The organism is Williamsia sp., assembly GCF_016462415.1.
Taxonomy (GTDB): domain Bacteria; phylum Actinomycetota; class Actinomycetes; order Mycobacteriales; family Mycobacteriaceae; genus Williamsia_A.
In genome coordinates this window covers 19,755-36,839 of record NZ_JAEMTF010000042.1, presented here as the reverse complement: position 1 = coordinate 36,839, position 17,085 = coordinate 19,755, and the positions used below count along the sequence as shown (strand labels likewise).

The window sequence follows — 17,085 nt, the reverse complement described above, 5'->3', positions numbered from 1 at the left end:
CAGAAAGACGAGCGCACCGACGGTCCGCGCACACTCGGACACGACCGACTGCCACAGTGCCGCTGCCGTCATCAGGTACGGGTGCAGTGCGACGACGAGGTCGCTACGCGAGACCCGCACCAGTCCGACGTGCTCGGCCCCCATCGCGAACGCACCCTCCGCGGTGACGAGGGTGCCGCGAAGGCCGGTCACGAGACCGAGCAACTCATCGGCCCACTCGTCCGACTCGGGACGCGCCACACGCCCGGTCGCGGTCAGGTGATCGACAATCGCGCGGTCGAGCATCCGTGGAGCGAGATCGCTGTCCGTGCGTTCGCCGACCCGGACTCCGGACTCGGCGTCCACCACGGTGGCCGACAGCCCCCGGTCACCCAGGTCCACCACCACGAATGCATCGCAGTCGGACGGGCCTGCCGCGCGAATCCGCTCACGGACATCGCGGAGCGCGGAGGTGTCGAGCACGACCAGAGCAGGGTCGGACGCCCGTTCGGCTGAAGACATGATCCCCCTGGCTACCGGTCCGACGCACTCCCCATGCTGCGGACCCTCAGGTCAACATAACATCACCGCGTCGTGACCGATGCCTCCAGATCGTCCGGCGCGAGCGCCACGGCGGTGAAGTCGCGGGTGAGATCGATACCGCGCATCTGTGCGACGTACTGACTCGCGAAGCCCGGGAACATGGTGGCGTTGAAGCCGTCCTCGGTGAGGTACCAGCTCTTGCAGCCGGAGTTCCACGTCGTCTTCTGCAGTCGACGCTGGATGTCGGAGTTGTAGTCCGCCTGCGCGGCGGGACTGACGTCGAGCACGGCCAGACGACGACGCAGCACCGTGGTGACCGCCATGACGATCGCGTCGATCTGCGCCTCCATGTACACCAGCGCCGAGCTGTGGCCGGGGCCGGAGTTGGGGCCGAAGGTGAAGTACAGATTCGGGTAGCCGGAGACGGCGATGCTCTTGTACGCGTACGCGCCTCGACTCCACTCGTCACCCAGGACCCGTCCGCCGCGGCCGGTGATCGGGATGGGGGTGCCCTGCTTGGACACCTCGAAACCGGTCGCGAACACGAGCGCGTCGAACTGGTGCTCGACACCCTCTACCGTCCGGACCCCCTTCTCGCTGATGCGCGCGATGGGCCACGTGATCAGTCGGCAGTTGTCCTCCTGCAGCGCGGGGTAGTAGGCGCTGGTCATCAGCAGGCGCTTGCAACCGGCCCGGAAGTCGGGGGTGAGCTGACGACGCATCCACGGGTCCTTGACCTGGGCGCGCATGCTGATCTTCGACACGGCCTCGACGACCCGCGTCAACGGGGAGTTCCACACGACGCCCAGCGCGACGGACTCATGGCCCCAGAACCAGGCTGCGCGGGAAGCCGACTGCAGCAACGGGATCCGCGCGTAGGCCTTCTTGGTACGCTCGCTGACCGACGGGTTGATGCGCGGGAGCACCCAGCCGGGTGTCCGCTGGAACACCGACACGTGCGCTGCCGAGCGGACGAGTTCGGGGATCACCTGCACCGCACTGGCCCCGGTGCCGATGACACCGACCTTCTTGCCGGTGAAGTCGTACTCGTGGTCCCAGTCAGCACTGTGCATGCGCTTGCCCGCGAACTCCTCGATGCCGGTGATGTCCGGGTAACCCGGCGTCGACAGCGGTCCCGACGCCACCACGACGGTGCGGGCGTAGAGCGGCTCGGAGTCGGCGATGGAGCACTCCCACACGCCGTTGGCCTCGTCGAAGACGACACCGGTCACGGTGGCGCCGTAGCGGATCCGCCGATCGAGGTCGTGGTCGGCGACCATGGTGTCGATGTAGGAGAGGATCTCGGCGCTACCCGAGTAGGTCTTGCTCCAGCCCGGGTTCGGGGCGAAGGAGTACGAGTAGAGCCGCGACGGGATGTCGCACGCTGCGCCGGGATAGGTGTTGTCCCGCCACGTTCCGCCCGGGCGGGTGTCGCGCTCGAGGAGCACGAAGTCCTCGACCCCGCTCTGCCGCAGCCGGATCGCTGCGCCGATGCCCGCGAAGCCGGCTCCGATGATCGCGGTGTCGACGACAGGTTTGTCGTTGAGGTCGGTGCGCACGTTCGATGCCCCGGTCATGTCATTCTCCTACGGTCGTGGTGAGTGCCGGCACGGCCGACGGTGTCCCCGTTTGGGGCAGGATGCGGTTCAGCAGGCCGAGGCCGGCGGTGTAGGTGCGCGGCAGATGTCGCTTGGCCGACCAGATGGCCTTCGCGTCGAGCTGCGGGACAACGTAGAGCTGTCCGCGGTCGTGGGCGTTGAGCGTGCCCTTGGCGACGCGGTCGGGCGAGAGGCCCGTGTAGCGCATCAGCGTCCCGGCGAGCTTCGACGCGTCGGCGGTGATCCGCCCGTCGACCGCGACGTTGGTCTTGACGAACGTCGGGCACAGCACGGTGACGGCGAGGTCGGTGCCGCCCAGCTCCGCGGCGATCGTCTCGGACAGGGCCAGCACGCCGGCCTTGCCGACGTTGTAGGCGGCCATCCCCGGCGCCGCGGAGAACGCTGCGGTGGACGCGACGTTGATCAGACCGCCGCGACCGGCCTCGCGCAGCTGCGGGAGGAACTTCTCCGAGCCGTAGACCATGCCCCACAGGTTGATCCCGAGTGCCCACTGCCAGTCGTCGATGCCGATCTCGCCCACAGGTTTCCCGCCGATACCGACACCCGCGTTGTTGATCATCAGCGAGGTCGGCGCACCGAACCACTCCTGCGCCTGCGCGGCGAGTTCGTCGACGTCCTCGCTCACCGACACATCACAGAAGACCGGGTGGGCGCGACCGGAGGTGAGCCGGTCGATCATCGACACCGTCTCCTTGACGCGGTCACCGTCGATGTCGGAGCAGACGACGCGCGAACCGCGACGGGCGAGCTCGAGCGCGAAGGCGCGGCCGATGCCGCTGCCCGCGCCGGTGACCACCGCGTTCGCGTTGCGGGTCCGGTTGGGTGATTTGCTCATTCATGCACTCCGTTGCTTCGAGGTCTGGGCCGTGGTGTGGAGGGTGATGAAACGGTCGATGGCCGCGAGAGCGCGATCGGCCTCGGGCACCAGGCGCGGGAAGGCCTGGAACACGTGCATCTGTCCGTCGTAGATCTGCAGCTCGCAGGTGCCGCCGGCTGCGATCACGGCGTCGGCGATCGCCTCGGCGTCGGCGCTGAGCATCTCGGCGCCACCGGCCTGCACCAGCATCGGCGGCAGGACGATGCCCTGCGCCAGCGCCAACTTGAGTCGCGGGGTGTCGTCGGCGAGGCCGTGTGTGTAGTGATCCACGAGTCGGCGGGCCGCGCGGGCGGAGATCATCGGGTCGCGCCTGTGCTTCTCGCGTTCGGCCGCGAGGGAGAACGTGAGGTCGAACAGTGGCGAGAGCATCACCGCGGCACCGGGCTGAGCGAATCCGGTCCGTGCGTTCTCGGCGACCAGGTCCAGGATGAGGTGCCCGCCCGCCGAGTCGCCGGCCAGGATGATGTCCTCCGGGGCGTGGCCGGAGGAGATGAGCCATCGGTATGCGGCGCGCACGTCGTCGGCGGCCGCAGGAAAGCGGTGCTCGGGAGCGAGCCGGTACTCGACGGTGAACGCCTGCACCCCCGTCGTACGCGAGAGCCGGGCCACCAGGGCGCGGTGCGTCGCGGCCGAGCAGATCGCGTAGGCGCTGCCGTGTACGTAGAGGATGACCCGCCGGGTGTCGGTGACCGCGGCATCGGACACCCATTCACCGCGGATCCGGGCGCCGTCGGCACCCCTGACGTCGATCTTCTCGACCCGTGCGCGGCGGGGCGTGGAGGCACCGAGACGCATGGAACCGGCGACGAGGACGCGGGCGAACTTGACGCCCGATGCGGTGGCGGGCACTCGGTCGGCCAGCGGGCGCAACCAGAGCGCAGTGGACGCCACGAGGACACGAGAACGAAGCGAGGGACTCACCCCACGACATCACCACACAGCGTGCCACTTGTCAATGTAACAATGAACGGTGTCAGTGACCTGCGGTTCGGTATGCTCATGCGCTGTTATGACTGAATATCGGATCGATGACCTGGCGCGGGCTGCCGGCACCACCACCCGCAACGTACGCGGGTACCAGGACCGTGGGCTACTGCCCCGTCCGGCCAAGCGCGGCCGGATCGCGATCTACACCGACAACCACCTCGCGCGCCTGACGCTCATCAACGATCTGCTCAAACGCGGCTACAACGCCCGGCACATCGCCGACTTCATCAAGGGCATGCAGCGCGGCGACGGACTGGCCAAGGTCCTCGGCGTCGAGGAGATCCTCTCCGAGCCGTGGTCGAAGGCGCCGTCGGAACGGGTGTCATCGGCGACCCTGCAGTCGATCGTGAGTTCCATCGACCCCAAGGACTTCGAGAAGATGGCCGCGATGGGCCTGATCGAGGCCGACGGCGACGACTACCTACTGCTCGACCGCGACACCGTCTACGGCTTCGGACGCCTGATCGAGTTGGGACTCAATCTGGGATCGTTGATCGACCTCTTCGGTCGGCTCGACGGAAATCTCGACGCGGCCGCGGCGACGCTGATCGGCGCCGCGCGCGACGAGTTCGAGGCCCGCCGCGGCAAGGGATGGGTGCCCCGCGGCGACGAGGAATCCGAGTGGGCAGCCATCCTGTTGAACGAGATGCGTTCGGTGGCGACCAAGGCCGCGCACAACGCGCTCAACCGGGCGATGGACCGCACCCTGGCCGAGGAACTGAAGGACTACCTGCGCGGCTGATCGACCACCCGCGGCGTGCCACCGAGACCGTGGTAGGTCCACCCCGCCGCCATCCAGACGGCCGGGTCCAGGCATCGCCGACCGTCGACGATGACCTTGCCGCGCATGACCGGTTCGAGGTCGGCGGGCTTGAGTTCCAGGAACTCCGCCCATTCGGTGAGGACGAGGACGACGTCGGCGTGCTCACAGGCCTCAGCGGCCGAGTCGGCATAGCCGAGGGTCGGAAAAAGCTTGCGCGAGTTGGCCATCGCCTTCGGGTCGTACACGCTGACCGCCGCGCCCTTGAGCTGCAGCTGGCCGGCGACGTTGAGCGCGGGTGAGTCCCGGACGTCGTCGCTCTCCGGCTTGAACGCGGCGCCCAACACGGCGATGTTGGCCCCCAGGAGGTCTCCGCCGCACGCCTTGGTGGTCAGCTCGACCATCGCGGTCCGCCGACGCATGTTGATCGAGTCGACCTCGCGCAAGAACGTCAACGCCTGATCGGCTCCGAGCTCACCGGCACGCGCCATGAACGCGCGGATGTCCTTGGGCAGGCAACCGCCACCGAATCCCAGTCCCGCGTTGAGGAATCGGCGACCGATGCGTTGGTCGTAACCGATCGCGTCGGCGAGGGTGGACACGTCGGCACCGGCGGCCTCACACACCTCGCTGATGGCGTTGATGAAGGAGATCTTGGTGGCCAGAAAGGCGTTGGCCGAGACCTTCACGAGTTCCGCGGTCGCGAGGTCGGTGCGCAGGAACGGCGTGTCATCGGCGAGGATCGTCGCGTAGATCTCCTCCACCTGCGCCACGACGGCGTCCTGGTCACCCTCGGGATCCACGCCGAGCACGATGCGGTCGGGGTGCAGGGTGTCGGCGACGGCGAACCCCTCGCGCAGGAACTCGGGGTTCCAGGCCACCGATATGTCCGCCTCGGTCCCCGACGCCTTGAGACGACGGATGATCTCCACCGACGTACCCACCGGCACAGTCGATTTGCCGATCAACAGGTGTGATCCGGTCAGCGTTGCGGCCAGCTCGTCGACGACCGAGAAGACGAAGCGGAGGTCGGCGGCGTACTCGCCCTTCTTCTGCGGCGTACCGACTCCGAGGAAGTGCACGGTGGCGAACGCCGCGGCCTCCGCGATGTCGGTGGTGAAATGCAGCCGCCCCGAATCGAGATTGCGTTGCAGCACTTCGGGAAGACCGGGTTCGTAGAACGGCACCTCGCCGCGCGAGAGCATCTCGACCTTGTTCGCATCGACGTCGACACCCAACACCTCATGGCCGAGTTCGGCCATGCACGCCGCATGGGTCGCGCCGAGATATCCACACCCGAAGACAGTGACCCTCATGCGGCGAACATTACGCGGTGAATCGCCTGAGCCACCAGCCGAACATCGCAGGTGTCGGCCGGTCGGGTGAACGTGACCCGACGTCGTGATTACGAGCGGGTGACACCGCAGGCGAGAGGCGGCTCGGTGGTCAGGGTTGCTGAAAGTTGAGGTACGCCTTCGACGGTGTCGGACCGCGCTGCCCCTGGTACTTCGACCCGATGCCGGCACTGCCGTAGGGGTTCTCCGCGGGGCTCGACAGCCGGATGAGGCACAGCTGCCCGATCTTCATGCCCGGCCACAACGTGATCGGAAGGTTCGCGACATTGGACAGTTCGAGCGTGATGTGGCCGGTGAAACCCGGGTCGATGAATCCCGCGGTCGAATGGGTCAGCAGCCCCAGTCGGCCGAGCGACGACTTGCCCTCGAGTCGGCCGGCGAGATCGTCGGGCAGGGTGCAGACCTCCAGCGTGGAGCCGAGCACGAACTCGCCGGGATGCAGGACGAACGGTTCTCCCTCGGTCGGCTCGATCAGGCTGGTGAGCTCGTCCTGCTGCTTCGCCGGGTCGATGTGGGTGTACCGGGTGTTGTTGAAGACACGAAAGAGGCTGTCCAGACGCACGTCGATGCTCGACGGCTGCACCAACGCCGCGTCGTACGGTTCCAGCGCGAGACGTCCACTGGCGAGTTCGGCGCGGATGTCGCGGTCGGAGAGCAGCATGGGGACGAGGTTAACGCAGCCCTGAACCACCCCACGGATCGCTGCGTTCGGGGTGCTCTGCGGTGCGAGCTCGTTCCCACGCCTGTTCGAGGAGTTCCTCCGGGTGGTGGGCGTGGTTGATCCGCGGTTGTCGCTCCGGGTCGATCGAGGCCGGTGGGATCCACCCACACCGTCCCTTGTAGCGGCCGTGCTCGATGATGACGGTCTGCCACTGTTCGGGGCCGTCGCCGACCATCGAATGGTGACCCGGACACGCCGGCGTCAATTCGTTGATGTCCGTCAGCCCACCCTTGGACCAGTCGGTGACGTGATGGGCCTCGGTCCAGCTGAACGGGGCCGTGCAGCCCGCGAAGGTGCAACCACCGGCGCTGATCCACATCGCGATCCGCTGTGCGGCCGACGCCAGCCTCTTGCTGCGACCGAGGAACATCGGCAAACCCTGCGCATCGAGGACCGCGAGCAACAGATTGTTGGCCTTGGCCAGTTCGAGGGCGTCGACGACCGGCATGAGACCCCCGGACATCGTGGTCGCCACACCGGCCATCTCGAGAATCTGCTCGTAGGTCATCGTCACCACGACCTGCGCGGGTGCACCGCGATGCGATCCCAGGGCGCCCGACGAGATCAACCGCGCCAACCCGGCCTTCAACGCATCATGGCGTCGCTGTGGGGCCGACCGGGTGTCGCGCTTGGCCGCGGCGTCGGCGGCATCCCGATCGGTCGCCTCATCCGTGTAGGACCCCGACGGCGATTCCGGGTCATCGGGATTGTTCATCCCGGGCCGCGCCCACACGTCGAACAGCACCTCGAGCATGGCGCGCGCCGCCGGGTCCAGCTCGGCGACGAACTTCGACATCTGCGACGCATCCTGCGGCGACAACGACGCCGTGCGGCGCTTCGCACGATCGCCGTCGGTCGTGAGTGATCCGTCCGGATCGAGATGGGCCAGCAACCGATCACCGACGGCCTCGATCTGCCGCGGGACGAGGTCGCGCGCCGACTCGGTCATCACCCTCTGGGCGCGCTCGTGTTCCTCCGCGCTCACGGCGTCCGGGATCTTCTCCAGCACCTTCAGGATCTCGTCGGCGTGATGTTCGGAGAGTTCGGCGTCGAACACCGCCTGCGACAGATCGAAGTGCGTAGGCTCCTGCACCTCACCGGTGAACGACCGCGTGCACACCGTCGCCGCAGCAACCCGGAGCCGGCGCGCGGCGTCGGACGCGGAGATCTTCAACTCCCCCATGACCATCTGCGCGACGCGCTTGTATCCCCAGCGCGTGTGGGAGCCACGGTCACCGATCTCGGTGATCGTCGTGTGGGAGGCGACCGCCGCCTTCCGCGCGACCCGCTCGACGCCGTGGAGCAGTGTCCGCAACTGCGATTCATCGAGCCGGGAGAGATCGGCGGCGTTCACCTCGTCGAGCGTCTCGTCGAGTGCCGTGAGCAGGTCCAGGACAGGGCGCGACGTAGGCATCGGCATCGCAGAAACCGTCATCACCGCCCCCTCCCCGAGACCGTCCGACCAACTGGGGCAAGTGTAAGAGAGGGGTCTGACAATGGCCGGGTCGTATTGCCGAAACTGTGGAGCGGCCTGCAACTGTGGACGAATCCGGTCGTGGACCTATCCCGCTGCAGCCCAATCGAGTACGTCGTCGACGGCCCACGTGGTGACGATCCGTTCGGGCGGGATTCCCAGTCGCTCCGCGCGTTCGCACCCATAGGCCTTGAAGTCGAGCTGTCCCGGCGCGTGTGCGTCGGAGTCGATTGCGAACAGACACCCCAGATCCCGTGCGAGTTCGATCATCTCGTCCGGCGGGTCCACGCGCTCTGGCCGAGAGTTGATCTCGACGGCAGTGTTGTTCTCCGCGCACGCGGCGAACACCGCCTCGGGGTCGAACTTCGACTGCGGTCGCTGTCCGCGGCCGCCGGCGACGAGTCGGCCGGTGCAGTGGCCGAGCACGTTGACCCGCGGGTCACTGACCGCCGTCACCAACCGACGCGTCATGGGTCCACGATCCATCTTGAGGTTCGAATGCACCGACGCGGTGATGATCTCGAGGCGGTCGAGCATCTCGTCGCTCTGGTCGAGACTGCCGTCGTCGAGGATGTCGACCTCGATGCCGGTGACGAGACGGAAGTCGTCGCCGCGGGCGGCGTTGAGGTCGGCGACGACGTCGAGCTGGTGGGCCAGCCGCTCGGCCGACAGACCGTTGGCGACCCGCAGGCGGGGCGAGTGGTCGGTCAGCGCCAACCATTCCTGACCGAGTGCGACCGCGGCGTCGACCATCTCGTCGATGGACGCCCCGCCGTCACTCCAGTTCGAGTGTGCGTGCAGATCGCCGCGCACCGCGGCGTAGAGGTCCTCGCCACCGGTGACCAACGGGCCCACCTCCTCCTGGAGCGTGAACAGGCGGGCGGGCACCTTCCCGCGGACGGCCTCGTTGATGACCGCCGCGGTGGACTTGCCGATGCCGCTGATGTCGGCGATGGCGTGGCGCTCCACCCGGGCGCGGGTCTCGTCGAGGCCGAGCTGGGCCACGATTCCGGCGGCCTTGCGGAACGCCTCGACGCGATAGGACCCCTCGCGGGCGCGTTCCATCAGGAACGCGACGCGCAGCAGTGCGTCGTACGGGGTCATGGGGGCGGTCAGGTCGGACACGGGCCTCATCGGTCCAGTCTCCCACCACCGTGCGGTGAGCCCTTGCTACTCTTGCCTTCGCGACTGCGTTCGCGCGCCGATGTAGTTCAATGGCAGAACATCAGCTTCCCAAGCTGAATACGCGGGTTCGATTCCCGTCATCGGCTCCATCCCGACCGGGGCCCTCGATCGCATCGGGCACTGTGGAGAGCGGCAATCCTCCACGAAAGGCGGACCGTGCGTTCCCTGCTCCTCACCTCCGCGGCGACGGCTGCGACGTCGGCCATCGGCGCCCTGGCGTCCAAGGACGCGAACTCGCTGTGGTTTCGCACCCTGTCGAAGCCCGCGTTCCAGCCACCGCCGATCGCGTTCCCCATCGTGTGGACCGCGCTCTACGCCGACATCGCCGTCAGCTCGGCCACCGTCATCGACGACCTCGACGCCGCAGCACGCACCGACGAACGCACGGCGTTCACCGCTGCGCTTGCCGCCAACCTGGTGCTCAACGGGTCGTGGACCTGGGTGTTCTTCCGGGCGCACCGACTCGCAGAGGCCACCGTTGTGGCCGGCGCGCTCACCGTCAGCAGCGCGGATCTGGTGCGCCGGTCGTCGGCGGTCTCGACACCGGCGGCCGCGGCCCTGACTCCCTACGCCGCGTGGTGCGCCTTCGCGACCGTGCTGTCGGGGACGTTGTGGTGGCGCAACCGCTGAGCGGGCACCGCCCACCCCTCAGACGACCGTCTTCCCCTGCGCCTCCACCTGCTTGATCGGCCCGGTGAACCACTTCTTCACCGACAGGTGCCAGTAGATCCACAGCAGGATCAGTACGCCTCCGACCAGCAGCGGCGTGTAGTTGACGAACTTCCATTCGAAGCTCGGATCCCACGGCATACCGCCGAGTGAGGTGGGGAACAGAGCGATGATCGACGTCACGACGATCTCGACGAGCGCGACGGGCGCCAACCATCTGTGGTGCCCGCGTAGGTTCCAGGAGCCGACCGCGAAGTCGTCGCCGGCTTTCCAGCGGTAATAGATCGGTACGGCGAACGCGAGGTACAGCCCGACGACGCCGATCGACACGACCGCGAAGAACGCGACCGGCACGGGCGCGCCGTTGATGTCCACCTGCACCAGCGCGGGCAGCGTGATGATCGCCGCGATCACCGCCGAGAGCAGCACGCCGTTGGCAGGCACCTTCTTGGCGTTCAGCGACGACCACAGCCGATGCCCGGGCACCGCACGGTCACGGCTGAATGCGTAGAGCATCCGCGACGAACTCGTCATGCACGCCATCGCGCAGAAGAACTGTCCGGCCGTCGAGATCAACAGCACCGTGCCCACCCAGCCCGAGCTCATCGCCTGGGCGAAGATGACCGACACGGCGCCGCCGCCCTTCGAGACCCCGTCGGAGTCCTGGACCGCGAACAGGAAGGCCAGCAGCAGGATCCAGCCGCCGATGGCGGAATAGAAGATCGACCGCCAGATGCCCTTGGCCGCACCGTCGGCGGCGCTGTGGGTCTCCTCCGACAGATGAGCCGACGCGTCGTATCCGGTGATCGTGTACTGCGTGAGGATGGCCGAGATCGGCAGCACGAAGAACAACCACCCGACACCCGAGGTCGCGCCGGAGAAGATGCCGCTGTTGTTGACCGTCTTGGCGAACACGTCGGACAGGCTCGCGTGGTGCGACGGGACCAACGCGAGGATGAGTATCACCGCGGCCGCACCGAACACGTGCCACCACACCGAGATGTTGTTGATGACCGCCAGCAGGTTGGACGAGAAGATGTTCACGACTGCGGCGACGACCAGGATGATCACGAAGATGATGAACACCCGTGTCAGGCTGTAGCCGTCGAGCCAGCTCTGGCTGAACGTCCCGAGCGTCAGATCCAGGAACGTCGCACACCCGTAGGCCACCGACGCGACGATGGCGATCAGCCCGATGAGGTTGAGCCACCCGGTGTAATAGCCGGCCTTGGCGCCGCCGAGTTTGCTTGCCCACCAGTAGATCCCGCCCGACGTCGGGTACGCCGACACCAATTCGGACATGCACAACCCGATGACCAGGATGAACAGCGAGACGATCGGCCAACCCCACGCGATGGCGGCCGGTCCCCCGTTGTTCCAGCCGAGGCCGAACGACGTGAAGCAGCCCGCGAGGATCGAGATGATCGAGAACGAGATCGCGAAATTGCTGAACCCCGACCACGACCGTTGCAGCTCTTGCGTGTACCCGAGACTGGCGAGATGCTTCTCGTCAGCACTCAATTCGGACAGATCTTGACCTTCGGGCACGACGGCTCCCCTCTGACATCGCACAACGCGATCATCTGATCGGGACGGTAGAGCCTCGACTGTCCGTCGAGCCGCTCAAATCGATGACAGTCGTGTTAATCGTGCCGGGAGCCTCCCCGGACCTACCGCGTCAGCGCCTCCGTCCGGTGACGCGTCGGCACCGGGTCGAGGCCGTAGTGCCCACGCAGGGTGTCCGCGGTGTACTCGCGACGGAACAGACCTCGGTCCTGCAGGATCGGCACGACGTGGTCGACGAACAGATCGAGCCCACCCGGCAGTGACGGCGGCATGATGTTGAACCCGTCGGCGGCACCGGCGACGAACCACTGCTCGAGGTTGTCGGCGAGCTGCTCGGGCGTTCCGGCGAACGACCGGTGCCCACGCCCACCACCGAGCTTGCCGATCAGCTCTCGGACCGTCAGCTCCTCTCCCTGCGCCAGGCTCTTGACGAGGGTGAACCTGCTCTTGGCGCCCTCGATCTCCGACTCGTCGGGCAGCGGGGGCAGCGGCTCGTCGAGGGGATGCCCGGTCAGGTCGATCCCGACCATCCGGGATAACTGCCCGAGCGCGTGGTCCGGCGAGATGAGATCGGTGAACTCACGCTCCAGAGCGATCGCGGCGCTCTCGGTCTCGGCGAGGTAGGGCACGACACCCGGCAGTACCGCCACCTGGTCTGGCGTCCGACCGTGACGCTCCAACCGGCCCTTGAGGTCCCAGTAGAACTGCACCGCCTCCTCGATCGACCGCTGCGCGGTGAAGACGGCCTCGGCGTGCCGGGCGGCGAATTCCTTGCCGCTCTCCGACGACCCCGCCTGCACGAGAAGCGGCCTGCCCTGCGGGCCGCGCGGCGTGTTCAGCGGCCCGTGGACGCGAAAGCGTTCTCCCACATGGTCGATGTCGTGGACGCGCGTCGGGTCGGCGAACACGCCTTCCACGGGGTCGAGCACCAGCGCGTCGGATTCCCAGCTGTCCCACAGTGCGGTGACCACGTCGAGGAATTCACCGGCCCGCTCGTATCGGCGGGCGTGCTCGGGGATCGACTCGTGCCCGAAGTTGCGCGCCTCGGCCTCGGTGCCGGAGGTGACGATGTTCCATCCGGCCCGCCCGTTGCTGATGTGGTCCAGTGAGGCGAACTCCCGCGCGAGGTTGTAGGGCTCGTTGTACGACGTCGACGCGGTCGAGATCAGCCCGATTTTCTCGGTCACCACCGCGATCGCCGAGAGCAGCGTGACCGGCTCGAACGTCGCGATCGCATGCCGCTGCACACGCGGTCCGACGGCGACGTTGTCGGCGAAGAAGATCGAATCGAGCTTCCCGCGTTCGGCGATCCGGGCGAGCTCCTGGTAGTGCCGGACGTCGAGCAGACGACGCTCGTCGGTCGACGGGTGACGCCACGCCGCCTCGTGGTGTCCGACGCCCATGAGGAACGCGTTGAGGTGCATCTGGCGAGCGGGTTGCGCAGTCATGGAACGCCTTTCACTGAGCCGGGCGCCAGCGCGAGAAGCGCCGCTCGATGGCCACCAACAGGTAGTTGAACGCGACTCCGATCGTCGCGACGGTGAGGATGCCCGCGTACATCTGCGGGATCTGGAAGTTGAACTGCGAGCTGCTGATCAGATACCCGAGACCGGCCTTCGCCCCGACGAACTCGGTGGTGATCAGCACCAGGATCGACGCCGCCCCGGCCAGACGGATACCGGTGAAGATCGTCGGCAGCGCCGCGGGCAGGATCACCTTGCGGAACAGTGCGAGGCTGCCGATGTCGAACGAGCGAGCTGACCGGATCAGCAACGGGTCGACGTTCTTCGCGCCGCCGATGGTGTTGTAGAGCACCGGCCAGAAGCTGGCGTAGGCGATGATCGCGATCTTCGACGTCTCACCGATGCCCAGGACGAGGGTGAAGACCGGCAGCAGCGCCACGGCAGCGGTGTTGAGGAAGATCGCGAACAGCGGACTGAACACCTCCTCGACGTGCCGGTACCAGGCGATGAGCAGACCGACGGGCACCGCGACGACGATGGCGATGGCGAACCCCGACAGCGAACGCGTCAGGCTCGCCTGCACATTCGTCCACAGCTCGCCGGACGTGGCCAGTCCCCACCACGCCGTGATCACCTCGCTGAACGGGGACAGGAACGTCGAATCGACCCACCCGAGCCTTGGGGCGAACTCCCACAGCAGCAGGAACGCCACGATGGCGACCGAACGCTTGAGGACCGTACCCACCGCCGCGAGCGGTCGACGTCGACGCCGCGGTGCGGCCGCGGCCGCCTCGGTGATCGGCGCGGCCGCGGCCGGGGCTCGGGTCGGTGAGGTGAGCGTCATCGGATGGCCTCCGCCCCGGTCGGACCGCCGGCGAGGACGGTCGAGCGCAGCACCTCGTCATGGAGCGACTCCCAGATCCGATGGCGGTGGGCGACGAACTCCGGCGACGAGCGGACGTCGGTGGTGGTGTCCACCTCGCCGAGGTCGACCTCGACGGATTCCTTGATCTGCCCCGGCCGTGACGTCATGATCAGCACCCGCTGGCCGAGGAAGATCGCCTCCTCGATGCCGTGCGTGATGAACAGGACGGTGGTGCTCAGCCGCTCCCAGATCGACCGCAGCTCCACCTGCAACTGCTCGCGCGTCTGGGCGTCGAGCGCGGCGAACGGCTCGTCCATCAGCAACACCTCGGGCTCATAGGCCAGGCTCCGGGCGATCGCGACGCGTTGCTTCATGCCACCGGACAGCTCGTGCGGGTAGCGGTCGGCGAATGCCTCGAGTCCGACCAGCGCGAGCACCTCGCGGGCCCGTCGGGCGCGTTCGCGGCGTGCGATGCCCTTGGCTTCCAGTCCGAACTCGACATTGGCCTGCGCGGTGCGCCACGGGAACAGCGCATACTGCTGGAAGACGATCCCGCGATCAAGGCCCGGCCCGGTGATCGGTCGGCCGTCGATGCGCAGCTCTCCCGACGTCGGCTCGGTCAGCCCTCCGACGAGGTCGAGGAGGGTGGACTTGCCGCAGCCGCTGGGACCGACGATGGTCACGAATTCACCTGGTGCGACGTCGATGTCGATGTCGTGCAGCGCGGTGAACGCGCCGCCGCCCTCACGGTCGGGGAAGCTCTTGGTGACACCGCGCAGCGAGATCTTGGGCGCGACATCAGGTGACGGGGTCATCCGCGATCACCCGGCCTTCGCGTCGGACTTCGCGCCCTGATCGGCGTACGGGTTGAACTCGTTGGTGTAGAACTTCGACGCGTCGAGATCACCCTTGATCGAGCCGGTGTCCTGCAGCCAGCTCTGCCACCGCGTGAAGTCGGAGTCGGAGAGCAGACCGCCCTTCGACGGGACCCCCACGCTCAACCAGTATTTGAGGCTCGAGGTGTCGTCGTTGGGTCGTTTGCGCTTGGTGACGATGTCGCTGAACGTGGCCAGCACCTTCTCCCGCGGGGTGGTGCGCTCCCACTCGATCGCCTTGGCCACACCCGCGGTGAAGGCACGTACACCCTCGGGGTTCTTCTTGATGAGGTCGTTGCGGAAGACGTACGGCCCTCCGTTGAAGGGACCGTAGAGAGACAGGTCGGTGAACACCGCCCGGAGACCGCCGTTGATCACCGCGCGCTGCTGGAACTGTCCCGACAGTCCGGCGGCGTCGATCTGTCCCTTGCGCAGGGCGTCCTCGGTGTTGGGTGCCGGGAGCGCAACCAGCTGAACGGTTTTGATCTGCTCCTGGCTCAGACCGTCCTTCTTGAGCTGATCGTGGATGTCGGCCTCGAGCTGCCCGCCGAGGGTGTTGACGCCGATCTTCTTGCCGACCAGGTCGGTCGGCTTCGTGATGGGGCTGTCGTCGCGGACGTAGAAGCCGGCAATCGTCTGCTGGTCGGTGCCGTAGTAGTTGATGACCGAGGTGATCGGTGCTCCCGAGGTGATCAGCTTCGCCACGGCGCCGGCGAACGCACCCCCGAAGTCGGTCTGTCCGGTGGCCGCGGACTGGATGTCCTGCGGCCCACTGATGGTGTTGCCCACCCAGTCCAGCGTGATCTTCCCGTCGAAGAAGCCGAGATGTTCGGCCACCTCCGGGAGGATGACCTGTCCTGGCCATCCCTGATAACGCAGGGTCGTCACGCCGTTCTTGTCGACAGCGGCGTCGCCGGTGCAGGCGGTCACACCCACTGCCGTCATCAGCACGGCCACGGCCGCGATGAGTACCCGGGGTGTTCTCACGTCGATCTCCGTTCGTCGGTCACAGTTGACCAACAAGATCGCGTGATACCCGTTGGCGGAACAACCTTTCTGCGCGCCGGGGGCCAAAGTGTTGTCGCCGGGAACCCAGAACTGTTGACTTCGCCAGACCATCGCGACGTCGTGGCGGTGACCTCAGATCGCGAAAGGGATTGTTGTGACCACAGAATTGACGGTGACCAAGCTCGGTGGGCGTATCGGCGCCCGGATCGACGGGATCGCCCTGTCGGGTGACCTGGACCCGCGGACCGTCGCCGACATCAACTCGGCCCTGCTCGAACACAAGGTGGTCTTCTTCCGCGATCAGCAGCATCTCGACGACACGTCGCAGCAGGCGTTCGCACAGCTGTTGGGAGACTTGACGATCGCGCATCCGACCGTGACCTCACGCGGTGACACGGTGTTGCCCATCGATTCCGAGAACGGCAAGGCGAACAGCTGGCACACCGACGTCACCTTCGTCGATCGGGTGCCCAAGGCGTCTGTGCTGCGGGCGGTGACGCTGCCTGCGTACGGCGGGACCACGGTCTGGGCGTCGACGGTCGCGGCCTACGAGGCACTACCGGAACCGCTGAAGGTGCTGGCCGAGACCCTCTGGGCCACCCACACCAACGTCTACGACTACGCCGCCAACCACGAGGAGACCTCCACGGCGGTGTCGGACAAGGTCGCCGACTACCGCGCGGAATTCCGCTCGCAGTACTTCGAGACCGAACACCCGCTGGTACGCGTGCACCCGGAGACCGGTGAGCGCGCGCTGCTGCTCGGGCACTTCGTCAAGGGCTTCGTCGGTCTCGGTGGACGGGAGTCGGCGAAGCTGTTCGAACTGTTCCAGGAGCGGATCATCCGACTGGAGAACACGATCCGCTGGTCCTGGGCCGAGGGCGACCTCGCGATCTGGGACAACCGTGCAACGCAGCACTACGCCGTCGCCGACTACGACGACCAGTATCGCCGCCTGAGCCGGATCACTCTGGCCGGCGATGTCCCCGTCGACGTCCACGGCCGGCACAGCCGGGTCATCAGCGGCGACGCCTCCCACTATTCCGAGATCGTCGAACCGGTCGCGCACGCCGGCTGACACGAGAAATCGACCGACTGCGATTTCGCGATCTCTATCTACCCATGACCGTTGTCACGTT

The 17,085-nt window shown here is 67.0% G+C and carries 15 protein-coding genes, 1 tRNA gene and 1 pseudogene; 4 read left to right on the top strand and 13 right to left on the bottom strand.

The features are described from left to right. The 4 genes and pseudogenes from JHC79_RS12210 to JHC79_RS12195 all read right to left on the bottom strand — a co-directional run. Positions 1–501, bottom strand: a pseudogene (locus tag JHC79_RS12210) (hypothetical protein); the annotation flags it as partial. 62 nt (positions 502–563) lie between these two features. Beyond that, on the bottom strand, positions 564–2,099 hold the full coding sequence (locus JHC79_RS12205; RefSeq protein WP_296391081.1) for an NAD(P)/FAD-dependent oxidoreductase: 1,536 nt from the start codon (positions 2,097–2,099) through the stop codon (positions 564–566). Between the two features lies 1 nt (position 2,100). Further along, positions 2,101–2,976 carry an SDR family NAD(P)-dependent oxidoreductase gene (locus JHC79_RS12200; protein WP_296391079.1) on the bottom strand — a complete coding sequence of 292 codons (876 nt, stop codon included), beginning with the start codon at positions 2,974–2,976 and terminating at the stop codon, positions 2,101–2,103. After that, positions 2,977–3,909 carry an alpha/beta hydrolase gene (locus JHC79_RS12195; protein WP_296391076.1) on the bottom strand — a complete coding sequence of 311 codons (933 nt, stop codon included), beginning with the start codon at positions 3,907–3,909 and terminating at the stop codon, positions 2,977–2,979. 118 nt (positions 3,910–4,027) lie between these two features. Between JHC79_RS12195 and JHC79_RS12190 the strand changes: the two genes are divergently transcribed. Then, positions 4,028–4,747, top strand: a complete 720-nt coding sequence (locus JHC79_RS12190) for a MerR family transcriptional regulator (RefSeq protein ID WP_296391074.1) — start codon at positions 4,028–4,030, stop codon at positions 4,745–4,747. Here JHC79_RS12190 and JHC79_RS12185 read toward each other — a convergent pair. From JHC79_RS12185 to JHC79_RS12170, 4 genes are all read right to left on the bottom strand, one after another. Continuing rightward, positions 4,732–6,081: a UDP-glucose/GDP-mannose dehydrogenase family protein gene (locus JHC79_RS12185; protein WP_296391072.1), complete on the bottom strand. Its 1,350-nt coding sequence runs from the start codon at positions 6,079–6,081 to the stop codon at positions 4,732–4,734. The two genes, JHC79_RS12190 and JHC79_RS12185, sit on opposite strands and share 16 nt — an antisense overlap. A gap of 130 nt (positions 6,082–6,211) precedes the next feature. Then, entirely contained in the window at positions 6,212–6,781 is a 570-nt protein-coding gene (dcd, locus tag JHC79_RS12180; protein WP_296391070.1) for a dCTP deaminase, read from the bottom strand. 10 nt (positions 6,782–6,791) lie between these two features. Further along, positions 6,792–8,261 (bottom strand): HNH endonuclease signature motif containing protein, encoded by a 1,470-nt coding sequence (locus tag JHC79_RS12175; protein ID WP_296391068.1) that lies wholly within the window; start codon positions 8,259–8,261, stop codon positions 6,792–6,794. Between the two features lie 141 nt (positions 8,262–8,402). Further along, positions 8,403–9,449, bottom strand: a complete 1,047-nt coding sequence (locus JHC79_RS12170) for a PHP domain-containing protein (RefSeq protein ID WP_296391067.1) — start codon at positions 9,447–9,449, stop codon at positions 8,403–8,405. A 66-nt stretch (positions 9,450–9,515) separates the two neighbouring features. On the opposite strand from JHC79_RS12170, the gene JHC79_RS12165 reads away from it, so the two are divergent. Further along, positions 9,516–9,589, top strand: a tRNA-Gly gene (locus tag JHC79_RS12165). Between the two features lie 67 nt (positions 9,590–9,656). Next, the gene (locus JHC79_RS12160; RefSeq protein ID WP_296391065.1) at positions 9,657–10,130 is read left to right on the top strand and encodes a TspO/MBR family protein; all 474 of its coding nucleotides are present in this window, start codon (positions 9,657–9,659) and stop codon (positions 10,128–10,130) included. Positions 10,131–10,148: 18 nt separating this feature from the next. On the opposite strand, the gene JHC79_RS12155 is transcribed toward JHC79_RS12160, so the two are convergent. The 5 genes from JHC79_RS12155 to JHC79_RS12135 all read right to left on the bottom strand — a co-directional run bounded on the left by JHC79_RS12155 (position 10,149) and on the right by JHC79_RS12135 (position 15,925). Continuing rightward, a complete protein-coding gene (locus JHC79_RS12155; protein WP_296391062.1) occupies positions 10,149–11,717 on the bottom strand; it encodes an amino acid permease in 1,569 nt (522 codons plus the stop codon). 122 nt (positions 11,718–11,839) lie between these two features. Then, entirely contained in the window at positions 11,840–13,183 is a 1,344-nt protein-coding gene (locus JHC79_RS12150; protein ID WP_296391059.1) for an LLM class flavin-dependent oxidoreductase, read from the bottom strand. Positions 13,184–13,193: 10 nt separating this feature from the next. Beyond that, positions 13,194–14,042, bottom strand: a complete 849-nt coding sequence (locus tag JHC79_RS12145; RefSeq protein ID WP_296391057.1) for an ABC transporter permease — start codon at positions 14,040–14,042, stop codon at positions 13,194–13,196. After that, on the bottom strand, positions 14,039–14,878 hold the full coding sequence (locus JHC79_RS12140) for an ABC transporter ATP-binding protein (protein WP_296391055.1): 840 nt from the start codon (positions 14,876–14,878) through the stop codon (positions 14,039–14,041). The genes JHC79_RS12145 and JHC79_RS12140 overlap by 4 nt, the downstream gene beginning before the upstream one ends. 6 nt (positions 14,879–14,884) lie before the next feature. After that, entirely contained in the window at positions 14,885–15,925 is a 1,041-nt protein-coding gene (locus JHC79_RS12135) for an ABC transporter substrate-binding protein (protein ID WP_296391052.1), read from the bottom strand. A 175-nt stretch (positions 15,926–16,100) separates the two neighbouring features. Between JHC79_RS12135 and JHC79_RS12130 the strand changes: the two genes are divergently transcribed. Continuing rightward, on the top strand, positions 16,101–17,024 hold the full coding sequence (locus JHC79_RS12130) for a TauD/TfdA family dioxygenase (RefSeq protein WP_296391050.1): 924 nt from the start codon (positions 16,101–16,103) through the stop codon (positions 17,022–17,024). Positions 17,025–17,085 lie beyond the last annotated feature (61 nt).